This window comes from Bacillus sp. (in: firmicutes), from assembly GCA_012842745.1.
Taxonomy (GTDB): domain Bacteria; phylum Bacillota; class Bacilli; order Bacillales; family Bacillaceae_J; genus Schinkia.
Genome location: DUSF01000005.1, coordinates 14,900 through 36,615 on the forward strand (window position 1 = coordinate 14,900; position 21,716 = coordinate 36,615).

The window sequence follows — 21,716 nt, forward strand, 5'->3', positions numbered from 1 at the left end:
ATGGATGTATTAATAGTCGATGGATACAATATAATTGGTGCTTGGCCTGAACTTAGAGAATTGCAGAAGACAGATTTTGCCGCCGCCCGTGATAAATTAATAGAAAAAATGGCGGAATACAAAGCATATACTGGTTACCGGGTTATTATTGTCTTCGATGCCCACTTAGTCCCCGGAATTGAAAAAAAAATAACAAACCAAAATGTTGAGGTCATCTTCACGAAGGAAAATGAAATTGCTGATGAAAAAATAGAAAAAATGGCAAATGAGCTTACTAATATAAATACGCAAGTGCACGTGGCAACTTCCGATTATACTGAGCAGTGGGTAGTATTTGGTCAAGGTGCTTTAAGAAAGTCGGCGCGCGAGTTACTAATCGAGGTGAACGACATTGACAAGAAGATTAACCGATCTGTACAGGAAACAAATCAAAGAAAAGCAACGAATCGAATAAAAATAAAAAGCGAAATTGCTGAAATTTTTGAAAAGTGGCGTCGAGGAAGCCAGGAATAGTTGACTCCCTGAAATTACCTGCTGTATAATATTGCTATCTATATGCTATATGCATCGGTTGTGGACGGAGGGATTAAACAGTGAGTATAAACCTCAAGGAAAATACTATCAATGATTTAGAGCGTCTAGAGGATGAAGTAGTAGTTGAACAAGTCCACGCAGGTTCTAGTGAAGCTTTAGATTACTTAATTCATAAGTACAAAAATTTTGTTCGGGCAAAAGCACGGTCTTATTTTTTAATTGGCGCAGATCGGGAGGATATTGTTCAAGAAGGTATGATTGGCTTGTATAAAGCAATCCGTGATTTTAAAGAGGACAAGCTGTCTTCGTTTAAAGCGTTTGCTGAATTATGTATAACAAGGCAAATTATTACGGCAATTAAAACAGCAACAAGACAGAAGCATATTCCATTAAATTCGTATGTGTCATTAGATAAGCCGATTTATGACGAGGAATCTGATCGAACGCTTCTTGATGTCATCTCAGGTACGAAGGCTCTTGACCCTGAAGAGTTGATTATTAACCAAGAGGAATTTGATGATATTGAGGTAAAAATGGCTGAGATTTTAAGTGATTTAGAAAGAAAGGTACTAAGTTTATATCTTGACGGACGTACATATCAAGAAATTTCTGAAGATTTAAACCGCCATGTTAAGTCAATTGATAATGCACTGCAAAGAGTGAAGCGAAAGCTTGAACGATATTTAGAATTGAGGGAAATTACGTTGTAATCTCCCTTTTTTGTTGACATTTAAATTAACGCTATGTTACAGTTTTACAAGTGATTAATTTTAAGATGGGACAATTATAACTTGTTCTTGGCTTATGAAGTTGGAGGTAACTGCATGCAACGTATAATTAAGTTCCTTCGCGATGTTGTTCGCGAAATGAAAAAAGTCAGCTGGCCGAAAAAGAAGGAGTTAACAAAATACACAATCACCGTTATTGTAACAGTTGCTTTTATGACTTTGTTTTTCACTGTTATAGATATGGGGATATCATCATTAATTCGTTTAATTCTTGGTTAAGCTTTTTACTATGGCTTATATATGGTATAATGATATATAATCAAGGAAATACAGAATAACAAGATAAGGAACCCGTTCGCGGGTTTTTTCGTGTTTGTAAGAAAAGCGGAAGCCCCCGTTTAGCGACGAAAGGACTGGAGCACGGCGACCGAGATAAAGGAAACACGAAATGCAAGCATTTCGATGTTGACTTATCGTAGGGAGGCGGGCGAAGTTCAGGAGTCGCTGGGTGCTGGAGCTAGACAATAAGAAAAGTGACAGCGAGAGAATGTTCCATGGGGTTGGTAGCGAAAGGATTTTGATTATCTCGATAAGGGAGGGAATGGACTAAATTTGTCCAATGCGAATGGAAAAAAACTGGTATGTTGTACATACGTATTCGGGTTATGAAAACAAAGTAAAGGCGAATTTGGAAAAACGTGTAGAGTCAATGGGAATGCAGGATAAAATTTTCCGAATTGTTGTCCCAGAGGAAGAAGAAAATGAAATCAAAAACGGCAAAAAGAAAGTCGTGAAGAAAAAAGTTTTTCCTGGTTATGTTTTAGTTGAGATCATAATGACCGATGATTCTTGGTATGTCGTAAGAAATACTCCGGGTGTAACGGGGTTTGTTGGGTCGACAGGCTCAGGTTCAAAACCAATTCCACTTCAACCCGATGAAGTAGATGTAATCTTAAAAAGAATGGGATTGGACAAAGTTCCAACTGAAATTGATTTTGCCCTTAAAGACACGGTACGTGTCATTGAAGGTCCATTTACGAATTTCACGGGGACAATTGAAGAAATTGATATGGACAAGCAAAAAGTGAAGGTCCATGTTAATATGTTCGGAAGAGAAACTCCTGTTGAACTGGAATTTACGCAAGTGCAATCAGTGTAAAAAAATCTTGCATTCATGTCTGTTTAATGATAAAATTCTTGTGTTTCCTATGAGTCTCAAAATACAGAGACTATTGTAGATATATAGGAGTATGAGTGGGAGGGTCTAAAGGGCCTAATTTTACCACATCACGGACTATTTAAGGAGGTGTGTCTCGTGGCTAAAAAAGTTATTAAAATTGTAAAACTTCAAATTCCTGCCGGAAAAGCTAATCCAGCACCACCAGTTGGTCCTGCGTTAGGTCAAGCAGGTGTAAACATCATGGGATTCTGTAAGGAGTTTAACGCTCGTACAGCAGAACAAGCTGGATTAATTATCCCTGTTGAAATCACTGTATTTGAAGATCGTTCATTTACATTTATTACAAAAACTCCGCCTGCTGCTGTTCTTCTTAAGAAAGCTGCTGGAATCGAATCTGGTTCTGGTGAGCCAAACAAGAAGAAAGTTGCTACAGTTAAGCGTGATAAGGTTCGTCAAATCGCAGAAGAAAAAATGCCTGACCTTAACGCTGCAAGTGTAGAAGCTGCAATGCGCATGGTTGAAGGTACAGCACGCAGCATGGGAATTGTTATTGAAGACTAATCCCGTGAGCTGCTAATGTAATTGGCAGAGGTTGCGAGTAAAAGGAAATCCAACACTCGCAACCTTTATTCGTGGGAGGTAAAACCGTTATAACCACATATGAGGAGGATTTTTTAAATGGCTAAAAGAGGTAAAAGATATCAAGAACTTACAAAGCTTGTTGACCGCATGAAAACTTATCCGGCTCAAGAGGCGATTGAATTAGTAAAAAAGACTGCTACAGCTAAATTCGATGAAAGTGTTGAAGTTGCTTTCCGTTTAGGTGTTGACCCTAAGAAAGCTGACCAACAAATTCGTGGAGCAGTTGTTCTACCATATGGTACTGGTAAAACGCAACGCGTGTTAGTTTTTGCTAAAGGCGAAAAAGTCAAAGAAGCAGAAGCTGCAGGTGCTGATTATGTAGGAGATGCTGAATACATTGCTAAAATCCAACAAGGTTGGTTTGAGTTTGATGTAGTTGTAGCAACACCTGACATGATGGGTGAAGTAGGTAAGCTTGGTCGCGTATTAGGACCCAAAGGTTTAATGCCAAACCCTAAAACAGGTACTGTAACATTTGACGTAACAAAAGCAGTTAATGATATTAAAGCTGGTAAAGTTGAATATCGTGTAGATAAAGCTGGTAATATTCATGTTCCAATTGGTAAAGTATCATTTGAAGATGAGAAGCTTGTTGGCAATTTAACAACAATTGTTGAAACAATCCAAAAAGCAAAACCAGCTGCAGCAAAAGGAACATACATGAAGAATGTTGCGATTACATCTACAATGGGCCCTGGTATTAAAGTGGATGTTGCTCCGCTATTGCTAGGAAAATAGGTTGACAAACTTATTTAATCCGGTTATAATAACAACCGTTGCTAATAAAATAATCATTATACCGTAGACAGTAGGTGCCGTTCTTAGGCTTAATAGCCCTACCGAGGTGTGTTTATAAATCTGTTGATAATACGAACGGATCTATTTGCCTCCATGTCTATGATATGGGGGCTTTTTTATTTAAAACACCGTACGGTATGAAATTCTATAGGAGGTGTAAGAATGAGCGCAATTATTGAACAAAAGAAACAAACCGTTCAAGAAATCTCTGATAAGTTACGTGAAAGCAAATCAGTCGTTTTCGTTGATTATCGCGGACTTGATGTTGCTGAAGTAACTGAGTTACGTAAGCAATTACGCGATGCAGGTATTGACTTTAAAGTATACAAAAATACGATGATGCGTCGTGCGGCAGAAGCTACAAACTTCGCGGAGCTTAACGACAAGTTAGTTGGACCAACTGCTGTTGCTTTCGGAGTTGAAGATGTAGTTGCTCCTGCGAAAATCCTTAATGATTTCGCTAAGAAACATGAGAATTTAGAAATTAAAGCAGGCATTATCGAAGGTACAATTGCAAGCGTAGAAGAAGTGAAAGCATTAGCTGAACTTCCATCACGCGAAGGTTTACTTTCTATGTTGCTTAGCGTATTACAAGCTCCAATCCGCAATCTTGCTCTTGCAGCAAAAGCTGTTGCTGACCAAAAAGAAGAACAAGGTGCATAAAATCTGTTACTAAAATTAAAACATTGACATGAAAAACAAGGAGGAAAATTCAAATGACTAAAGAACAAATCATTGAAGCGGTTAAAAATATGACTGTTTTAGAATTAAATGACTTAGTAAAAGCTATCGAGGAAGAATTCGGCGTAACTGCTGCTGCTCCTGTAGTTATGGGTGGCGCTGTTGCTGGTGGCGGTGCTGCTGAAGAAAAAACAGAATTTGATGTAGTATTAGCAAGCGCTGGCGACCAAAAGATTAAAGTTATCAAAGTTGTTCGCGAAATCACTGGTCTTGGCTTAAAAGAAGCAAAAGACTTAGTAGACAACACTCCAAAGCCGCTTAAAGAAGGCGTATCTAAAGAAGAAGCTGAAGATATCAAAGCTAAACTTGAAGAAGTTGGAGCTAACATTGAAGTTAAGTAATTCAATTCATTTTTAAATAAAAAGCTCACTCAATTGAGTGAGCTTTTTATTTAACCTCAGTTTAAACCCAAATTAACCCGAAACTACTTAAATAAAGGGGTTGAATAATCCAATATGACCGAACATTACTATTCGAATAAGCCTTCTGTTGAAAGTAAGCCTTTCACCTTTCATTATAAACTCAAGGGGCATTCTTTTGTTTTCACCTCAGACTTCGGAGTATTCTCAAAAAGTGAAATTGATTTTGGTTCGAAATTGTTAATTGATACAATTGTAATTCCTGCTGTTCGTGGAGATATTTTAGATATCGGCTGTGGTTATGGGCCGATTGGACTTGCTCTAGCTAAAGAAAATCCAGAACGACATGTTGACATGGTAGATGTAAATGAACGAGCTTTACAGTTAGCGAGAAAAAATAGTGAACAAAATAAAGTTGACAATGTTTCAATCTACCAAAGTAATCTCTTTGAAAATGTGAAGGAAGAATCATTTGCTGTGATTGTTACAAATCCGCCGATTCGAGCGGGCAAAAAGGTAGTGCATGACCTATTTGAAAAGTCTTATCATTATTTAGTTGAAAATGGTGAGCTTTGGATTGTTATTCAGAAAAAACAGGGAGCACCTTCGGCTATAGAGAAATTACAATCAATTTTTGCCGAAGTAGAGGTAGTTTCGAAGAAAAAGGGATATTATATCATAAAATCAAAAAAAAGTTGACGGTTATTTTTGGTTATGATAAGATTATAAAATGCCAATGAATATACGCTCCAATTATAGGAAATGTCTACAATAAAGGGTATAAAAGTATAGTCATTGGAAATGATAATAAAATCGAATTTGTATCTTTATTGTGCTTTTGATATGTTTTTAGAAGCTTTTTTTGTTTGTACAAAAAATAAAACGTTTGATTTTGAGGGGTGAATCAGTTGACAGGTCAACTAATTCAGTATGGACGCCACCGCCAGCGTAGAAGTTATGCGCGTATTAGCGAGGTGCTAGAATTACCAAATCTAATTGAAATTCAACTCTCATCTTACCAATGGTTCCTAGATGAGGGGCTCAGGGAAATGTTCACGGATATTTCTCCAATTGAAGATTTCACTGGTAACCTATCACTTGAGTTTATTGATTATAGCTTAGGTGAACCAAAGTACTCTGTTGGTGAATCAAAACAACGAGATGTTACATACTCTGCGCCATTACGAGTAAAGGTACGTCTAATCAACAAGGAAACAGGTGAGGTTAAAGAACAAGATGTATTTATGGGTGATTTCCCGTTAATGACAGAAACAGGTACCTTTGTTATAAATGGTGCTGAACGTGTAATCGTATCACAGCTTGTTCGCTCACCAAGTGTTTATTATAGCGGAAAAATTGACAAAAACGGTAAAAAGGGTTTTTCAGCTACTGTCATTCCTAACCGTGGAGCATGGTTGGAATACGAGACCGATGCTAAGGACGTTGTCTATGTTCGTATTGATCGCACACGTAAATTACCTGTAACAGTTCTTTTACGTGCGTTAGGTTTTGGTAATGACCAAGAAATTATCGACTTATTAGGTGAAAATGAGTATTTAAGAAACACACTTGACAAGGATAATACGGAAACTACCGAAAAAGCATTGCTAGAAATCTATGAGCGCCTACGTCCTGGTGAACCACCTACAGTTGAAAATGCTAAAAGTCTGTTAATATCACGCTTCTTTGATCCAAAACGTTATGATTTGGCAAATGTCGGACGTTACAAGATTAATAAAAAGCTTCATATTAAGAACCGTTTATTTAATCAGCGTGTTGCTGAAACATTAATTGATCCGGAGACGGGTGAAATTTTAGTTGAAAAAGGTACCGTGCTTGATCGCCGTACACTAGACAGAATTTTACCTTACCTAGAAAACAATATCGGTTTTAAAGTGCTGAAGCCACATGGTGGCGTTATTGAAGAAGATATTACAGTTCAATCTATTAAAATATATGCTCCAAAGGACGTTGATGGAGAGAAAATTATCAATGTCATTGGTAATTCCAATATAGATGTAGAGATTAAAAATATTACACCTGCCGATATCATTGCATCGATTAGCTATTTCTTTAATTTATTGCATCATGTTGGTGATACCGATGATATCGATCATTTAGGCAATCGTCGCTTACGTTCTGTTGGGGAGTTATTGCAAAATCAATTTAGAATCGGACTTTCTCGTATGGAACGGGTCGTTCGTGAGCGGATGTCTATTCAAGATCCAAATAATATCACGCCACAGGCATTAATTAATATCCGCCCGGTTATTGCAGCGATTAAAGAGTTTTTTGGAAGCTCTCAGCTTTCGCAATTTATGGACCAAACGAATCCGCTTGCGGAATTGACACATAAACGCCGTTTGTCTGCCTTAGGGCCGGGCGGTTTAACGCGTGAACGTGCAGGCTTTGAAGTTCGTGACGTTCACTACTCACACTATGGTCGCATGTGTCCAATTGAAACACCTGAGGGTCCGAACATTGGATTAATTAACTCGCTTTCTTCTTATGCAAAAGTAAATAGATTTGGTTTTATTGAAACACCATACCGCAAAGTAGATCCAGAGACAGGAAAGGTTACGTCTCAAATTGATTATTTAACAGCAGATGAAGAAGATAACTATATTGTGGCACAAGCAAATGTTAATTTAGCTGATGATGGCACATTCCTTGATGAGGAAGTTGTAGTCCGCTTCCGTGGTGAAAATACAATGGTTAAGAGAGACCGTGTAGACTATATGGATGTTTCACCAAAGCAAGTAGTATCTGCTGCAACTGCCTGTATTCCATTCTTGGAAAACGACGACTCAAACCGGGCATTAATGGGTGCGAACATGCAGCGTCAAGCTGTACCATTAATGAATCCTGAGGCGCCGATTGTTGGAACGGGAATGGAATATGTGGACGGAAAAGATTCTGGTGCGGCTGTTATTTGTAAGCATGACGGCATTGTTGAACATGTTGAGGCAGGCGTTATTCGTGTTCGCCGTTATTTAGACGTTGATGGTCAAAAAGTAAAAGGTGACCTTGATAAATATGAGTTATTGAAATTTAAACGTTCAAATCAAGGGACATGTTATAATCAACGCCCTATTGTAGTCGTCGGCGATGAAGTTAAAAAAGGTGAAATTCTTGCAGACGGCCCATCAATGGATAAGGGTGAATTAGCATTAGGACGAAATGTACTAGTTGCCTTTATGACATGGGATGGCTACAACTACGAGGATGCCATCATTATGAGTGAGCGACTTGTAAAGGATGATGTCTATACATCTATCCATATTGAGGAATATGAATCTGAAGCACGAGATACGAAGCTTGGGCCAGAGGAAATTACAAGGGATATACCAAACGTTGGTGAGGATGCCCTTCGTAATCTTGATGAACGTGGAATTATTCGTATCGGTGCGGAGGTTAAAGATGGAGATTTATTAGTTGGTAAAGTTACGCCTAAAGGTGTAACAGAGCTAACTGCTGAAGAAAGATTATTACATGCCATTTTCGGTGAAAAAGCACGTGAAGTACGTGATACTTCATTAAGAGTACCACATGGCGGTGGCGGAATTATTTTAGATGTAAAGATCTTTAACCGTGAAGATGGTGATGAGCTACCACCGGGAGTTAATCAATTAGTTCGTGTTTTTATCGTGCAAAAGCGTAAAATTCATGAAGGCGATAAGATGGCTGGACGACATGGAAACAAAGGTGTTATTTCAAAAATCCTTCCTGAAGAAGATATGCCTTACTTGCCTGATGGAACACCAGTTGATATCATGTTAAATCCATTAGGTGTACCATCAAGGATGAATATCGGGCAAGTATTGGAATTGCATCTTGGTATGGCCGCGCGTTATCTTGGAATTCATGTTGCTTCACCAGTTTTTGACGGTGCGACAGAAGAAGATGTATGGGCAACAATTGAAGAAGCAGGAATGGCAAGTGATGCAAAGACAATTCTATATGATGGTCGAACCGGAGAACCGTTCGATAATCGTGTGTCAGTCGGTATTATGTATATGATTAAGCTTGCCCACATGGTCGATGACAAACTTCATGCTCGTTCAACTGGACCATATTCACTAGTTACGCAGCAGCCGCTTGGTGGTAAAGCGCAATTTGGCGGACAGCGTTTTGGTGAGATGGAAGTTTGGGCACTTGAAGCATATGGTGCAGCTTATACTTTACAAGAAATTTTAACAGTTAAGTCCGATGATGTAGTCGGACGTGTTAAAACTTATGAAGCTATCGTTAAAGGTGAAAGTGTTCCTGAACCAGGGGTTCCAGAATCCTTTAAGGTATTAATAAAAGAACTTCAAAGTCTAGGTATGGATGTCAAGATGCTGTCAAGTGATGAAGAAGAAATTGAATTACGTGACTTTGATGACGATGATGACGGGCGTGATATTCCTTCATTAGAGAAAAACGAGACGACAGAAACTGAGGAAAAAGACGTTACACCTGTTGAATAGTGATTACTAATTATAATTGAATGCAAACTAATAGGCTGTCTCAATGAGGCAGCCCTAAAGTTTCACTTTATAAGGGAGGTAGGCCCTTTGCTGGATGTAAATAATTTTGAGTATATGAAGATTGGGTTGGCTTCACCAGACAAAATTCGCTCATGGTCTTTTGGTGAAGTAAAAAAACCAGAAACAATCAATTATCGGACATTAAAGCCAGAAAAAGATGGGTTGTTTTGCGAGCGCATTTTTGGCCCGACAAAGGATTGGGAATGTCATTGCGGAAAATACAAAAGAGTGCGCTATAAAGGCGTTGTCTGTGACCGTTGTGGCGTTGAAGTTACCCGTGCAAAAGTACGTCGTGACCGGATGGGACATATTGAGTTAGCGGCCCCAGTATCGCATATTTGGTATTTCAAAGGAATTCCAAGCCGTATGGGATTAGCGTTAGATATGTCACCGCGTGCCCTTGAGGAAGTTATTTATTTTGCTTCCTATGTTGTTACTGATCCTGGAAATACAACATTAGAGAAGAAACAATTGCTGTCAGAGAAGGAATATCGAACATATCGTGAAAAATATGGTCAATCATTCCAAGCGCAGATGGGTGCCGAGGCGATTCGTAAGCTTCTACAAGATATTGATTTAGATAAAGAAGTGGATCAATTAAAAGAAGAATTACGTTCTGCGCAAGGCCAACGCCGTACCCGTGCAATTAAGCGTTTGGAAGTGCTAGAGGCGTTTCGTAACTCTGGAAATGACCCTTCGTGGATGGTTTTAGATGTGCTTCCAGTTATTCCACCCGAATTGCGCCCGATGGTGCAATTAGATGGTGGCCGTTTTGCGACATCTGACCTAAACGACTTATATCGTCGTGTCATTAATCGGAATAACCGTCTTAAGCGTTTATTAGATTTAGGTGCCCCAAGCATCATTGTTCAAAATGAAAAAAGAATGCTGCAAGAAGCTGTTGATGCATTGATTGACAACGGTCGTCGTGGTCGTCCTGTAACGGGTCCTGGTAATCGTCCGTTAAAATCATTGTCACATATGCTAAAAGGGAAGCAAGGCCGTTTCCGCCAAAATCTTTTAGGTAAACGTGTTGACTATTCTGGACGTTCAGTAATTGTTGTTGGTCCTAACCTAAAAATGTACCAATGTGGCTTGCCAAAAGAGATGGCTTTAGAATTATTCAAGCCATTTGTAATGAAGGAGCTTGTTGGCAAAGGCTTAGCACATAATATTAAAAGTGCAAAGCGTAAAATTGAAAGAGTTCAACCTGAAGTATGGGATGTATTAGAAGAGGTTATTAAAGAGCATCCAGTTCTATTGAACCGTGCTCCGACATTACACAGACTGGGTATCCAGGCTTTTGAACCTACATTAGTTGAGGGTAGGGCTATACGTTTGCATCCGTTAGTATGTACAGCGTATAACGCTGACTTTGATGGTGACCAAATGGCGGTGCACGTACCATTATCGGCGGAAGCGCAGGCGGAAGCAAGATTACTAATGCTTGCTGCCCAGAACATCCTGAATCCGAAAGACGGAAAACCAGTTGTTACCCCATCACAAGACATGGTGCTTGGAAATTATTATTTGACAATCGAACGCGCCGGTGCTGTTGGTGAAGGTAAGGTGTTTAAAGACACGAACGAGGCGCTTATTGCCTATTATAACGGATACGTTCACCTACATACACGTATCGCAATAGCCGCTGGTTCGTTAAAAAATACAACATTTACTGCTGAGCAAAATGAGATGTTGTTATTAACAACAGTTGGGAAATTGATTTTCAACGAAATCTTACCGAAGTCATTCCCATATATAAATGAACCAACGAAAGAAAACTTAGAGGTGAAAACACCTGAAAAGTATTTTGTGCCAAAAGGTACAAATATTGAGGGTGAAATTAGTAACCGTGAACTAGTGTCTCCGTTCAAGAAGAAATATCTCGGAAATATTATTGCAGAAGTATTTAAGAGATTCCATATTACGGAAACATCGAAAATGTTAGACCGTATGAAGGATCTTGGCTTTAAGTACTCAACTAAAGCAGGTATTACTGTTGGTGTTGCTGATATCGTCGTTCTACCAGAAAAAGAAGAAATTTTAGCAAATGCCGAAGAAAAAATTGCGAACGTGTTGAAGCAATTTAGACGTGGTTTAATCACGGATGAAGAACGCTATGATCGTGTCATCTCTATTTGGAGTTCAGCTAAGGATGAAATCCAAAAGAGATTGATGGATACCTTAGATATATCCAACCCAATTTTTATGATGAGTGACTCAGGTGCTCGTGGTAACGCCTCTAACTTTACTCAGCTTGCAGGAATGCGCGGACTGATGGCAAACCCGGCAGGACGAATTATTGAGTTGCCGATTAAATCTAGTTTCCGTGAAGGGTTAACAGTACTAGAGTACTTCATTTCAACGCACGGTGCTCGTAAAGGTCTTGCTGATACAGCGCTAAAAACAGCAGACTCGGGTTATTTAACAAGACGATTAGTCGATGTTGCCCAAGATGTGATTGTTCGTGAGGATGACTGTAAAACAGACCGGGGCTTAACGGTAAATGCGCTTAAAGATGGTACAGAAACAATTGAACCGTTATATGAACGTTTAGTTGGACGTACATCATTTGAAACGGTAAAGCATCCTGAAACAAATGAAATTATTATTAAGCGAAATGAACTGATTACTGAAGACATCGCGACAAAGATTGTGAATGCGGGGGTTGAGCAGGTTAGAATCCGCTCGGCCTTTACTTGTGATACTCGTGCAGGCGTTTGTAAAAAGTGTTATGGTCGCAATCTAGCAACTGGTCAAGACGTTGAGGTTGGGGAAGCGGTAGGAATTATCGCGGCTCAGTCAATTGGTGAACCAGGAACACAGTTAACAATGCGTACATTCCACACGGGCGGTGTAGCAGGAGATGATATTACACAAGGTTTGCCACGTATTCAAGAGTTATTTGAAGCTCGTAATCCAAAAGGGCAAGCAGTAATTTCGGAAATCCCTGGTATCGTGTCGCAAGTTAATGACGTAAAAGATAAACAAGAAATTGTTGTCCAAGGTGAGGTTGAAAGCCGCACATACACTGCTCCATATGGCTCTAGATTAAAAGTTGCCGAAGGAGATAAAGTGACAGCAGGTCAGGAATTGACAGAAGGCTCCATTGACCCGAAAGAATTATTAAAAGTTCGTGGTGTAGATGGTGTTCAAGAATATTTGCTTCGTGAGGTACAAAAGGTATATCGTATGCAAGGGGTAGAAATTGGTGATAAGCACATTGAAGTAATGGTTCGCCAAATGCTTCGCAAAGTCCGGGTAGTGGATGCGGGTGACAGCGATGTGCTGCCAGGTTCGCTTTTAGATATCCACCAATTCAGGGAAGCGAATAAGGCTGTTCTGTTAAAAGGCGGTCGACCAGCGGTTGCACGACCAATTCTACTTGGTATTACAAAAGCGTCATTGGAAACTGAATCATTCTTATCTGCAGCTTCCTTCCAAGAAACAACAAGGGTATTAACGGATGCGGCAATCAAAGGTAAACGTGATGAGCTTCTAGGGCTGAAGGAAAACGTAATTATCGGTAAACTTGTTCCAGCTGGTACAGGTATGACTAGATATAGAAAAGTAAGATATGAAAAAGACCTTGAAAAAGAGCAATCTTTTGATGATGAAAAAAATTTAGTCTCTAAAGAATAGAATAAAAGTATATTGACATTGATTGGCTAAAATGATATCATTACAAAGGTGTTTTTAATTCCCGATGCTTTGGAGGATATAGGTACATGTCTTATGAAAAAGTATCAGTAGCAAAAGAGCTCGTTATTGGTTCAAAACAGACTCTTAAGGCTATTAAAGAAAAAGAAGTATTAGAAGTCATCATTGCCGATGATGCTGATCGGCGTGTGACAAATAAAGTACTGCTGGCAGCAAAAGAAAATGGAATTCCTATCGTCAAAGTGGATTCAATGAAAAAGCTTGGAAAAGCGTGTGGAATAGAAGTTGGTGCTGCAACAGTTGCTATAAAAGGCTAAAAATGTTTTTGTGGTGCGGTTTTTACCGCTCTCACAAAAACATTGTTTTTGCCGAAAAAATGAATCACCTGGATATGTGGACATAAAAAAGAAGGGAGGAAAAATTAATGCCTACTATGAACCAATTAGTTCGCAAGGGACGCACAAGCAAAGTCGTTACATCTAAATCTCCTGCGTTAAACAAAGGTTATAACAGCATGAAGAAGGAACAAACTGATCTTTCTTCACCACAAAAACGCGGTGTTTGTACTCGTGTAGGAACAATGACTCCTAAGAAGCCAAACTCAGCGTTACGTAAATATGCTCGTGTTCGTTTAACAAATGGAATTGAGGTTACAGCTTATATTCCTGGTATCGGACATAATTTACAAGAGCACAGTGTTGTGTTAATCCGTGGCGGTCGTGTAAAAGACCTTCCAGGGGTACGTTACCACATTGTACGCGGTGCGCTAGATACAGCTGGTGTTAACAATCGTGCACAAAGTCGCTCTAAATATGGTACGAAGAAACCAAAAGCAGCTAAAAAATAATCGATATTTCATAAATAATTATTATGAAGGGAGGGTATCATATGCCACGTAAAGGTCCTGTAGCTCGTAGAGACGTATTACCAGATCCGATTTATAACTCTAAGCTTATTACTCGCCTAATCAACCAAATTATGATTGATGGTAAAAGAGGAAAGGCGCAAACAATTCTTTATAATGCGTTTGATATCATCAAAGAACGTACTGGCAATGATCCAAAAGAAGTATTCGAACAAGCTCTTAAGAACATTATGCCTGTACTTGAAGTTCGTGCACGCCGCGTTGGTGGTGCCAACTATCAAGTGCCAGTAGAAGTTCGTCCTGAGCGTCGTACTACTTTAGGGTTACGTTGGTTAGTGCAATATTCACGTTCTCGTGGTGAGAAAACGATGGAAGAGCGTTTAGCGAACGAAATTCTTGATGCAGCAAACAACACTGGTGCATCAGTGAAGAAGCGTGAAGACACTCACAAAATGGCAGAAGCGAATAAAGCATTCGCACACTACCGTTGGTAAAATAAACATACTAATTAATTTCCTAAAAAGGAAGGAGAAGTATAGATGGCTAGAGAGTTCTCCTTAGAAAATACTCGTAATATCGGTATCATGGCACACATTGATGCTGGTAAAACAACAACAACTGAGCGCATCCTTTTCTATACTGGACGAATTCATAAAATTGGGGAAACTCATGAAGGAGCTGCCCAAATGGACTGGATGGCGCAGGAGCAAGAGCGTGGAATCACGATTACTTCTGCTGCGACAACAGCTCAATGGAAAGGCCACCGTGTTAATATTATTGATACACCAGGACACGTAGACTTTACAGTTGAGGTTGAGCGATCTCTTCGTGTATTAGATGGCGCAGTAACAGTATTAGATGCACAATCAGGTGTTGAGCCGCAAACTGAAACAGTTTGGCGTCAGGCAACAACTTATGGAGTACCACGTATTGTATTTGTTAACAAAATGGATAAAACAGGTGCGGACTTCTTATATGCAGTAAAGACGCTCCATGACCGTTTAGGTGCGAATGCACACCCAATTCAATTACCAATTGGTGCTGAAGATGAGTTCAAAGGAATTATTGACCTCGTTGAAATGAAGGCAACAATGTATGGTAATGATACTGGGACAGATATTCAAGAATCAGATATACCTGAAGACATGAAGGATTTGGCTGAAGAATATCGCGGAAAATTAATTGAAGCGGCAGCTGAGCTAGATGAAGAATTAATGATGAAGTATCTTGAAGGCGAAGAGCTTACTAATGAGGAAATTAAGGCGGCTATCCGTAAGGGTACTCTTAATGTTGAAATCTACCCAGTGCTTTGCGGTACAGCATTTAAGAATAAAGGTATCCAAAAAGTGCTTGATGCTGTAATTGATTATTTACCTGCTCCGATTGATATTGCATCAATTAAAGGTATAATTCCTGATACTGACGAAGAAGTGGAACGCCATTCTAGTGATGAAGAACCATTCTCCGCACTTGCATTTAAGATAATGACAGATCCATATGTCGGTAAACTAACATTCTTCCGTGTTTACTCGGGTATCTTAAATTCCGGTTCGTATGTATTAAACTCAACAAAAGGTAAGCGTGAACGCGTAGGACGTATCCTGCAAATGCATGCGAACCACCGTGAAGAAATCTCACAAGTTTATGCTGGAGATATCGCAGCGGCTGTTGGTTTAAAAGATACAACAACAGGTGATACTCTTTGTGATGAAAAGAATGCAGTTATTCTTGAATCTATGGAGTTCCCGGAGCCAGTAATCTCATTATCTGTGGAGCCGAAATCAAAAGCAGACCAAGATAAAATGGGCATTGCATTACAAAAGCTTGCTGAAGAAGATCCGACATTCCGTACGGAAACAAATCCGGAAACAGGACAAACGATTATCTCTGGTATGGGTGAACTTCACTTAGACATCATTGTTGATCGTATGAAACGCGAATTCAAGGTTGAGGCTAATGTGGGTGCACCGCAAGTTTCTTACCGTGAAACATTCCGTCAAACTGCTGAGTGTGAAGGTAAATTCGTACGTCAGTCAGGTGGACGTGGACAATATGGTCACGTATGGATTAGATTCGAACCTAATGAAGAAGGTAAAGGCTTCGAGTTTGTTAACGCAATCGTCGGTGGCGTAGTCCCTAGAGATTACGTTCCTGCTATCCAATCAGGACTAGAAGACGCACTGCAAAACGGTGTCCTTGCTGGCTATCCGTTAATAGACGTAAAAGCTACATTATTCGATGGTTCTTACCATGATGTAGACTCAAGTGAAATGGCGTTTAAAGTTGCTGCGTCTTTATCACTTAAAAATGCTAAAACAAAATGTAATCCAGTATTACTAGAGCCAATGATGAAAGTTGAAATCGTTGTTCCAGAGGAATACATGGGCGATATCATGGGTGATGTAACTTCACGTCGTGGTCGTGTTGAAGGTATGGAAGCTCGTGGTAATGCACAAGTTGTTAAAGCAATGGTTCCACTTTCAGAAATGTTTGGTTATGCAACTGCACTTCGTTCAAATACTCAAGGTCGTGGAGTATACTCTATGCACTTTGATCATTACGAAGAAGTTCCAAAATCAATTTCGGAAGAAATCATCAAGAAAAACACAGGTGCATAATCAGGTTTAATATTGCATTAATTCAAATTTTATAGTAAGTTGGTAATTGGGAATTCCTAGAATTCCCGTCCCTTACATATAAAAAAATAATAAATTATTATACATTTAAGGAGGAAATCTCTAATGGCTAAAGCTAAATTTGACCGTTCAAAACCGCATGTTAACATCGGTACAATTGGACACGTTGACCATGGTAAAACTACCCTTACTGCTGCTATCACAAACGTACTTGCTAAGGCAGGTGGTGCGGAAGCTCGTGGATATGACCAAATCGATGGAGCACCAGAGGAAAGAGAACGTGGAATTACAATCTCAACTTCTCACGTAGAATATCAAACTGAAAAGCGTCACTATGCACACGTTGACTGCCCAGGACATGCTGACTATGTTAAGAACATGATCACTGGTGCTGCTCAAATGGACGGCGGTATCCTAGTAGTATCTGCTACTGATGGTCCTATGCCTCAAACACGTGAGCACATCTTACTTTCTCGTCAAGTAGGTGTACCTTACTTAGTAGTATTCATGAACAAGTGTGATATGGTTGATGACGAAGAATTACTAGAATTAGTTGAAATGGAAGTTCGTGACTTACTTTCAGAATACGAATTCCCAGGAGACGATATCCCTGTAATCAAAGGTTCTGCTCTTAAAGCTCTTGAAGGAGAGCCTGAGTGGGAAGCTAAAATCAATGAACTAATGGATGCTGTTGACAGCTACATTCCAGACCCAGTTCGTGACACTGACAAGCCATTCATGATGCCAGTTGAGGATGTATTCTCAATCACTGGTCGTGGTACAGTTGCTACTGGACGCGTTGAGCGCGGTCAAGTTAAAGTTGGTGACGTAGTTGAAATCGTTGGTCTAGCTGAAGAAGCTAAGAGCACAACTGTAACTGGTGTAGAAATGTTCCGTAAGCTTCTTGACTATGCAGAAGCTGGAGACAACATCGGTGCATTACTTCGTGGTGTTGCACGTGATGACATCCAACGTGGTCAAGTACTTGCTAAACCAGGTTCAATTACACCACACAAAACTTTCAAAGCTGAAGTTTACGTTTTATCAAAAGAAGAAGGTGGACGTCATACTCCATTCTTCTCAAATTATCGCCCACAATTCTATTTCCGTACAACTGACGTAACTGGAATCATCAAGTTACCAGAAGGTGTAGAAATGGTAATGCCTGGTGACAACATCGAAATGACTGTAGAACTTATCACTACAGTTGCGATTGAAGAAGGAACTAAATTCTCAATTCGTGAAGGTGGACGTACAGTAGGCGCTGGCGTTGTAGCTACAATCGTTGAGTAATTAAATTAATGAAAGATTAAAGCAGTCGGCTAAAACCGGCTGCTTTTTCATATGCAATTCTATAATCAATTTGATTGAATTGTAGAATTTAAAAAGTTCGTCAGAAATTATTTTTGTTGTTGCAATCACTTCTATTATTTTGTATAATATTGAATGTTGGTCATTTACAGCTATGATGTGGAAGGTTGCTGACACACCCGGCCCCTTTGCCATGGCGAGTGTGGGGAAATTTCCACGGAGTATGTCTATTCTAATATGGGCGAATAAAGGAGGGAAAATAATGGCAAAAGAAAAAATTCGTATACGTTTAAAAGCTTACGATCACAGAATTCTTGATCAATCAGCTGAGAAAATTGTCGAAACTGCAAAACGCTCTGGTGCAAATGTATCTGGTCCGATTCCATTACCTACAGAGAAAGCTGTTTACACAATTCTCCGTGCTGTACACAAATATAAGGATTCTCGTGAGCAATTCGAGATGCGCACACATAAACGCTTAATCGATATCGTCAATCCGACACCACAAACTGTCGATTCATTAATGCGTTTAGACTTACCATCTGGTGTTGATATTGAAATTAAGCTTTAATTTAAATAAAAAATCATAATAATTACAGGAGGTGTGACTAATGACCAAAGGAATCTTAGGTAGAAAAATTGGTATGACTCAAGTTTTCGCTGAAAACGGCGAATTAATTCCAGTAACGGTTATTCAAGCCGAGCCTAATATCGTTTTACAAAAGAAAACTGTTGAAACTGATGGTTACGAAGCGGTTCAAATAGGTTTTGCAGATAAAAAAGAATCACGTGCAAACAAGCCGGAAAAAGGTCATGCAACAAAAGCAAATACAACTCCTAAGCGCTTCGTCCGTGAAATCCGCGGTATTAACGCTGGGGAGTATGAAGTTGGTCAGGAAGTCAAAGTTGATTTATTTACAGAAGGTGAGTTAGTTGACGTAACAGGAACATCAAAAGGTAAAGGGTTCCAAGGTGCAATTAAACGTCATAACCAATCACGTGGCCCTATGTCTCACGGATCTCGTTATCACCGTCGTCCTGGATCAATGGGACCAGTTGCTCCAAATCGCGTATTCAAAGGTAAAGAATTACCTGGACAAATGGGTGGAGAGCAAATTACAGTTCAAAATCTTGAAATCGTAAAGGTTGATACAGAACGTAACCTATTATTAGTTAAAGGAAATGTGCCTGGAGCTAAAAAAAGTTATGTAAAAATCCTTAATGCGGTTAAAGGTAACAAATAATTGTTCAGAAAGGAGGAAATTTGATGCCTAAAGTAGCACTTTATAATCAAACAGGTTCACAAGTTGGTGAAATTGAACTTTCTGAAGCGGTTTTCGGCATTGAGCCAAACAGTCACGTGCTTTTCGATGCTATTATTATGCAACGTGCATCAAGACGTCAAGGTACACACAAAGTAAAAAACCGTTCTGAAGTTCGCGGCGGTGGCAGAAAGCCATGGCGCCAAAAAGGAACTGGACGTGCGCGTCAAGGTTCGATTCGTTCTCCACAATGGAGAGGTGGGGGTATCGTATTTGGTCCTCAACCAAGAAGTTATTCTTTTAAACTTCCTAAGAAAGTTCGTCGTTTAGCTATTAAATCAGCGTTATCTACAAAGGTTTTAGATAATAACGTTGTAGTATTAGAAAATTTAACGATTGAAGCACCAAAGACAAAAGACATGGTTCAAGTGTTAAATGCATTATCATTAAATAACAAAGTTTTAATCGTTACTGCTAATGCAGATCAAACGGTTGAACTATCTGCTCGCAATATTCCTGGTGTTACTGTTATAGACGCTAATGGAGTAAATGTTTTAGATGTAATGAGCCATGATAAAATGGTGATTACAAAAGAAGCAGCTGAAAAAGTAGGGGAGGTGCTTGCATAATGAAAGATCCTCGTGATATTATTAAGCGCCCCGTGATAACTGAACGTTCTACTGAAATAATGGGTGAGAAAAAATATACATTTGAAGTAGATACAAGAGCTAACAAAACGGAAGTTAAACAAGCTATTGAAGCGATTTTCGGCGTAAAAGTTGAAAAAGTTAACGTTCAAAATTATCAAGGAAAATTCAAGCGTGTAGGTCGTTATACAGGAACTAAACCTAAACGTAAAAAAGCAATTGTAAAATTAACTGCTGATAGTAAAGAATTAGAGTTCTTTGAAGCATAATCAACAAGTGAAGGAGGGAAACCGAAATGGCGATTAAAAAGTATAATCCTACGTCAAACGGTCGTCGTGGCATGACAGGCTTGGATTTCGCAGAAATCACAACTGACACACCAGAAAAGTCATTGCTCGCACCGTTACACAAAAAAGCTGGACGTAATAACCAAGGTAAAATTACTACACGTCATCACGGTGGTGGACATAAGCGTCAATATCGTTTAATCGATTTTAAACGTGATAAAGATGGAATACCAGGACGCGTTGCTACGATTGAGTACGATCCAAACCGTACTGCAAACATCGCATTAATCAATTATGTAGATGGTGAAAAACGTTATATCCTTGCGCCAAAAGGTTTAAAAGTTGGTCAAGAAGTATTCTCAGGACCTGAAGCGGATATTAAAGTTGGTAATGCATTGCCACTTGCAAATATTCCGGTTGGTACTGTTGTGCATAATATTGAGTTAAAGCCAGGACGTGGTGGACAATTAGTTCGTTCTGCTGGTGCTGAAGCTCAAGTATTAGGTAAAGAAGGTAAATATGTACTAGTTCGTTTAATGTCTGGTGAGGTTCGTCAAGTCTTAGCGACATGTCGTGCAACAGTAGGCCAAGTTGGTAACTTGGAGCATGAACTAGTGAACGTTGGTAAAGCAGGTCGTTCTCGTTGGTTAGGCATTCGTCCAACAGTACGTGGATCTGTAATGAACCCTAATGACCATCCACACGGTGGTGGTGAAGGTAAAGCACCAATCGGTCGTAAATCACCAATGTCACCATGGGGTAAACCAACACTTGGAGCTAAAACACGTAAGAAAAATAAAGCGTCAGACAAATTTATTGTTCGTCGTCGTAAAAAATAACGGGATTGTACTACGGTTCATAGGAACCGTGGCACAGTCGCGAAGGGAGGTCAATTCATGGGTCGCAGCTTGAAAAAAGGACCATTTGTCGATGATCATTTAATGAAGAAAGTTGAAGGATTGAACGAGTCTAACAAAAAACAAGTTATTAAAACTTGGTCTCGCCGTTCAACGATTTTCCCAGAGTTTATCGGGCACACTATCGCTGTCTATGATGGCCGCAAACATGTTCCAGTATTCGTAACTGAGGATATGGTGGGTCATAAATTAGGCGAATTTGCTCCAACCCGCACTTATAAAGGTCATGCGGATGACGATAAGAAAACAAGACGTTAGTAGAGAGGAGGTATATGAATGGAAGTGAAACAAGCTAAATCGGTAGCGAGAACTGTTCGTATTGCTCCTCGTAAAGCTCGTATTGTGATCGATTTAATACGAGGTAAGCAAGTAGGTGAAGCTATAGCCATTCTTCGCCATACACCAAAAGGAGCTTCTCCTGTTATCGAGAAAGTGCTAAAGTCAGCGATTGCTAACGCTGAACATAACTATGAAATGGATGTTAACAATTTAGTAGTATCACAAGCTTTTGTTGATGAAGGTCCAACATTAAAACGTTTCAGACCACGCGCGCAAGGCCGTGCTAGCGCAATTAACAAACGTACTAGCCACATTACAGTTGTGGTATCTGAAAAGTAAGG

At 39.6% G+C, this 21,716-nt stretch carries 23 protein-coding genes and 1 other annotated feature; all 23 genes read left to right on the top strand.

Annotation, left to right across the window (positions count from 1 at the left end; all coding sequences use genetic code 11):
* Positions 1 to 513: an NYN domain-containing protein gene (locus tag GX497_01105; GenBank protein ID HHY71834.1), complete on the top strand. Its 513-nt coding sequence runs from the start codon at positions 1 to 3 to the stop codon at positions 511 to 513.
* Between the two features lie 80 nt (positions 514 to 593).
* Positions 594 to 1,244, top strand: a complete 651-nt coding sequence (gene sigH, locus GX497_01110) for an RNA polymerase sporulation sigma factor SigH (GenBank protein ID HHY71835.1) — start codon at positions 594 to 596, stop codon at positions 1,242 to 1,244.
* 114 nt (positions 1,245 to 1,358) lie between these two features.
* The gene (secE, locus tag GX497_01115; protein ID HHY71836.1) at positions 1,359 to 1,541 is read left to right on the top strand and encodes a preprotein translocase subunit SecE; all 183 of its coding nucleotides are present in this window, start codon (positions 1,359 to 1,361) and stop codon (positions 1,539 to 1,541) included.
* Positions 1,542 to 1,887: 346 nt separating this feature from the next.
* Entirely contained in the window at positions 1,888 to 2,421 is a 534-nt protein-coding gene (nusG, locus tag GX497_01120) for a transcription termination/antitermination protein NusG (protein ID HHY71837.1), read from the top strand.
* Between the two features lie 156 nt (positions 2,422 to 2,577).
* The gene (gene rplK / locus GX497_01125; GenBank protein HHY71838.1) at positions 2,578 to 3,003 is read left to right on the top strand and encodes a 50S ribosomal protein L11; all 426 of its coding nucleotides are present in this window, start codon (positions 2,578 to 2,580) and stop codon (positions 3,001 to 3,003) included.
* A gap of 117 nt (positions 3,004 to 3,120) precedes the next feature.
* Positions 3,121 to 3,822, top strand: coding sequence for a 50S ribosomal protein L1 (gene rplA, locus GX497_01130; protein HHY71839.1), 702 nt, complete (start codon positions 3,121 to 3,123; stop codon positions 3,820 to 3,822).
* 43 nt (positions 3,823 to 3,865) lie between these two features.
* Positions 3,866 to 4,009: a sequence feature (ribosomal protein L10 leader region), on the top strand.
* A 35-nt stretch (positions 4,010 to 4,044) separates the two neighbouring features.
* Positions 4,045 to 4,545, top strand: coding sequence for a 50S ribosomal protein L10 (locus GX497_01135; protein ID HHY71840.1), 501 nt, complete (start codon positions 4,045 to 4,047; stop codon positions 4,543 to 4,545).
* Positions 4,546 to 4,598: 53 nt separating this feature from the next.
* Complete coding sequence (rplL, locus tag GX497_01140) at positions 4,599 to 4,964, top strand: 50S ribosomal protein L7/L12 (protein ID HHY71841.1); 366 nt, start codon at positions 4,599 to 4,601, stop codon at positions 4,962 to 4,964.
* A 114-nt stretch (positions 4,965 to 5,078) separates the two neighbouring features.
* The gene (locus GX497_01145) at positions 5,079 to 5,681 is read left to right on the top strand and encodes a class I SAM-dependent methyltransferase (protein ID HHY71842.1); all 603 of its coding nucleotides are present in this window, start codon (positions 5,079 to 5,081) and stop codon (positions 5,679 to 5,681) included.
* Positions 5,682 to 5,890: 209 nt separating this feature from the next.
* Complete coding sequence (gene rpoB / locus GX497_01150) at positions 5,891 to 9,451, top strand: DNA-directed RNA polymerase subunit beta (GenBank protein ID HHY71843.1); 3,561 nt, start codon at positions 5,891 to 5,893, stop codon at positions 9,449 to 9,451.
* An 87-nt stretch (positions 9,452 to 9,538) separates the two neighbouring features.
* Entirely contained in the window at positions 9,539 to 13,153 is a 3,615-nt protein-coding gene (rpoC, locus tag GX497_01155; protein HHY71844.1) for a DNA-directed RNA polymerase subunit beta', read from the top strand.
* An 86-nt stretch (positions 13,154 to 13,239) separates the two neighbouring features.
* Complete coding sequence (locus GX497_01160) at positions 13,240 to 13,488, top strand: 50S ribosomal protein L7ae-like protein (protein HHY71845.1); 249 nt, start codon at positions 13,240 to 13,242, stop codon at positions 13,486 to 13,488.
* A 107-nt stretch (positions 13,489 to 13,595) separates the two neighbouring features.
* On the top strand, positions 13,596 to 14,018 hold the full coding sequence (gene rpsL, locus GX497_01165) for a 30S ribosomal protein S12 (protein ID HHY71846.1): 423 nt from the start codon (positions 13,596 to 13,598) through the stop codon (positions 14,016 to 14,018).
* A gap of 41 nt (positions 14,019 to 14,059) precedes the next feature.
* On the top strand, positions 14,060 to 14,530 hold the full coding sequence (rpsG, locus tag GX497_01170; protein ID HHY71847.1) for a 30S ribosomal protein S7: 471 nt from the start codon (positions 14,060 to 14,062) through the stop codon (positions 14,528 to 14,530).
* A 45-nt stretch (positions 14,531 to 14,575) separates the two neighbouring features.
* Positions 14,576 to 16,654, top strand: coding sequence for an elongation factor G (fusA, locus tag GX497_01175; protein HHY71848.1), 2,079 nt, complete (start codon positions 14,576 to 14,578; stop codon positions 16,652 to 16,654).
* Positions 16,655 to 16,777: 123 nt separating this feature from the next.
* Positions 16,778 to 17,965 (top strand): elongation factor Tu, encoded by a 1,188-nt coding sequence (tuf, locus tag GX497_01180; GenBank protein ID HHY71849.1) that lies wholly within the window; start codon positions 16,778 to 16,780, stop codon positions 17,963 to 17,965.
* A gap of 280 nt (positions 17,966 to 18,245) precedes the next feature.
* Positions 18,246 to 18,554, top strand: coding sequence for a 30S ribosomal protein S10 (rpsJ, locus tag GX497_01185; GenBank protein HHY71850.1), 309 nt, complete (start codon positions 18,246 to 18,248; stop codon positions 18,552 to 18,554).
* Between the two features lie 40 nt (positions 18,555 to 18,594).
* Positions 18,595 to 19,227: a 50S ribosomal protein L3 gene (rplC, locus tag GX497_01190; GenBank protein ID HHY71851.1), complete on the top strand. Its 633-nt coding sequence runs from the start codon at positions 18,595 to 18,597 to the stop codon at positions 19,225 to 19,227.
* 23 nt (positions 19,228 to 19,250) lie between these two features.
* Positions 19,251 to 19,874, top strand: coding sequence for a 50S ribosomal protein L4 (rplD, locus tag GX497_01195; protein HHY71852.1), 624 nt, complete (start codon positions 19,251 to 19,253; stop codon positions 19,872 to 19,874).
* Entirely contained in the window at positions 19,874 to 20,161 is a 288-nt protein-coding gene (gene rplW / locus GX497_01200) for a 50S ribosomal protein L23 (protein HHY71853.1), read from the top strand. The genes rplD and rplW overlap by 1 nt, the downstream gene beginning before the upstream one ends.
* A 26-nt stretch (positions 20,162 to 20,187) precedes the next feature.
* Positions 20,188 to 21,018, top strand: coding sequence for a 50S ribosomal protein L2 (gene rplB / locus GX497_01205; GenBank protein ID HHY71854.1), 831 nt, complete (start codon positions 20,188 to 20,190; stop codon positions 21,016 to 21,018).
* A 57-nt stretch (positions 21,019 to 21,075) separates the two neighbouring features.
* Positions 21,076 to 21,354 carry a 30S ribosomal protein S19 gene (rpsS, locus tag GX497_01210; GenBank protein ID HHY71855.1) on the top strand — a complete coding sequence of 93 codons (279 nt, stop codon included), beginning with the start codon at positions 21,076 to 21,078 and terminating at the stop codon, positions 21,352 to 21,354.
* Between the two features lie 18 nt (positions 21,355 to 21,372).
* The gene (rplV, locus tag GX497_01215; protein HHY71856.1) at positions 21,373 to 21,714 is read left to right on the top strand and encodes a 50S ribosomal protein L22; all 342 of its coding nucleotides are present in this window, start codon (positions 21,373 to 21,375) and stop codon (positions 21,712 to 21,714) included.
* Positions 21,715 to 21,716: the final 2 nt, after the last annotated feature.